The organism is Telluria sp. AZSoR62, assembly GCF_058111565.1.
This window is the reverse complement of sequence record NZ_JBYTST010000164.1, coordinates 1-345: the sequence shown is the minus strand read 5'-3', so window position 1 is coordinate 345 and position 345 is coordinate 1. Positions and strand designations below refer to the sequence as shown.

Below are 345 nucleotides of genomic sequence, written 5' to 3'. Positions count from 1 at the left end.
CACAGTCTGCCGGAATTCGATTCATATAGGTCGGCGAAGGCTTCGGTGACGCAAAGCAGCCGCGCGGCTCGGCTTGTCAGTTCTTGCATCAGGGGATGGTCGGATAGCGCTGGCAATCCATCCATGAAGCCGGGCAGGAAATTGGAAATTGAAGCGGCTTTGCATAGGAAGTCCAGCGGCAAGGAAGACCACAGGCCCGCTATTTTCAATACGAGGTCGGGTCGTCCGCCCACCGACTGAACCCCATGAATGTGTGCGGCGCCGGGAGGAATCACTGCAACATGAAGCGTCCTTGCTCCGGTAACGGCAGCCATCATCCGCCAAGACACACGGTAGAAGTCACGA

At 57.4% G+C, this 345-nt stretch carries 1 protein-coding gene; it reads right to left on the bottom strand.

All coding sequences use genetic code 11. The annotated features are described in order from the left end of the window. A partial coding sequence (locus tag AC3XQU_RS23355; RefSeq protein ID WP_489876534.1) for a hypothetical protein occupies positions 1 to 314 on the bottom strand: 314 nt, incomplete at its 3' end. Positions 315 to 345: the final 31 nt, after the last annotated feature.